Origin of the sequence: Neobacillus citreus, from assembly GCF_018343545.2 — a bacterium.
GTDB lineage: Bacteria > Bacillota > Bacilli > Bacillales > Cytobacillaceae > Neobacillus > Neobacillus citreus.
Genome location: NZ_JAGYPE020000109.1, coordinates 7239 through 9187, shown reverse-complemented (window position 1 = coordinate 9187; position 1949 = coordinate 7239). Strand labels below are relative to the sequence as shown.

At 39.2% G+C, this 1949-nt stretch carries 2 protein-coding genes; one reads left to right on the top strand and one right to left on the bottom strand.

Translation table 11 applies throughout. The annotated features are described in order from the left end of the window. Positions 1-131 precede the first annotated feature (131 nt). Positions 132-881, bottom strand: coding sequence for a glucose 1-dehydrogenase (locus tag KHB02_RS28790; protein ID WP_213146385.1), 750 nt, complete (start codon positions 879-881; stop codon positions 132-134). 315 nt (positions 882-1196) lie between these two features. Here KHB02_RS28790 and KHB02_RS28785 point away from each other — a divergent pair, with 315 nt between their 5' ends. Then, the gene (locus KHB02_RS28785) at positions 1197-1826 is read left to right on the top strand and encodes an NUDIX hydrolase (RefSeq protein WP_213146386.1); all 630 of its coding nucleotides are present in this window, start codon (positions 1197-1199) and stop codon (positions 1824-1826) included. The last annotated feature ends 123 nt before the right edge of the window (positions 1827-1949 follow it).

Here is a 1949-nt window from a genome sequence, read left to right as displayed (position 1 = left end):
CAGGCTCCATTATTCTTGCCATCTGGCTGATTATCCTGATTTGGATTATTCAAAAGGTATATTTTACTTTTGTAAAATGAAAAGGATGTGAATGAGGGACGGACCAACTCTCAAGGATCCGTCCCCATTTCCTATTCCTCATAAATCATTTTCCGAGTCATACCTCCGTCAACGACCAGATTGATTCCTGTCACAAAATCATTTTCCTTGGCGGTTAAATAAAGACAGGCCCGGGCAATGTCGTCCGGCTTTCCGACCCGCTTTGAAAAATGCTGTTCATGATCAGCCACACTCAATTTTGAATAATCTCCTGTTTCAATCCAGCCTGGGGAAATGGCGTTGACTGTGATCCTATATTCACTAAGAGATGCTGCAAGTGCATGCGTTATGGCGACGATTCCCCCTTTAGTGGCAGCATAGCCTTCTGAATTCGGCTCAGACATGATGGCTCGTGTGGAGGCTAAATTCACAATCGAACCGCCATCTTCGTTCTGACGCATATATTTTGCTGCTTCCCGCGAACCTAGGAACACACTTCTTAAGTTCGTGTTGATGATATCGTCCCATTCTTCGACGGATACATCAAAAGGGGACTTGAATAATCCTTTACCGGCGTTATTGATTAAAATATCAATCCGGCCGTAGGTTTGATAGGCTGTTTCCATCAATCGGACAATGTCTGATTCCAGTCTCACGTTAATTTTTACAAAAAGGGCTTCGCCGCCTTGTTCGCTTATCGCGCTGGCTGTTTGCGAACCTGCTTGCTCATCCAAATCTGCCAAAACGACATTAGCGCCTTTTTCAGCATAAAGAAGCGCTACTCCTTTTCCAATTCCATTGCCTGCTCCTGTAACAATCACTGTTTTATTAGAAAAATCCATTTATTTTCACATCCTTATTTTTAAAAATCCACGAACACTAGTGGCTATGGTATTCTTTAGTTAATATTAAATATACCACTACAAATTAATGATAAAAAATTGGGATGCGATAAGATCAATTTTCCTTCTCTCGGGTGTCTTGCTTTTAGGTGTGGGAATGCGTGCTTATAAAAATAGACAGTTATTCATAAAGAAAGAGAAGAATTTTTAAAGCATAGGAGGAATTGCATCGGGGCAATTCCGCTTTTGAATAAACTTGCCAATGGGATTTCATGGTAAAATGAATATAGTTTAAAATTAATTAGGAGAAGACCAATGGAAAGCGAAAAATTAAAAATTTTTGATGATAACAGAAATCAAATTGGAGTTGCGTCTCGGGAAGAAGTACATAGAGTCGGCTATTGGCATGAAGTATTCCATTGTTGGTTTGTTGGTAAGGAAAAGGATACCGATTATATTTATCTGCAGCTCCGCAGTGAAGTGAAAAAGGATTATCCAGGTCTATTTGATATTACAGCTGCCGGCCATTTGCTGGCGGAAGAATCTGTAATGGATGGTGTACGAGAGGTAAGGGAAGAGCTGGGTATTGATGTTTCTTTTCATGAACTGGAACCATTGGGTGTAATAAATTACCGCGTGTTCAATGGGAATTTCATAGATAAAGAAATTGCAAACATATTTTTATATAAAATGTCGGGCGGGTTTGAAGATTTCAAACTTCAAGAGGATGAAGTTTCCGGAATTATAAAAGTTAAGTTTGATGACTTTGATGACTTTTGGCTGGGTGGAAAGGAAACCATCCATATTGAAGGTTTTAAAATGGACGAAGAGAGCAATAAAATTCATATTGATCAAATGGCAGGAAAGAATCAATTTGTTACACATCAAAATTCATATTATGAAACAGTTATTCAAAGGATTGCTCAAAAATTAAATTCTAAGTAAGTAAAACTTTAGAAAGAGGTATCCTTACTGGACTCCTTTGAAAAAATAGCGCCGCAATATTGCCCGGGCCCTATTGGAAGAGGTGGGAACGGTAAAAATAGAGCTTTTATATTGCCCGCCGCC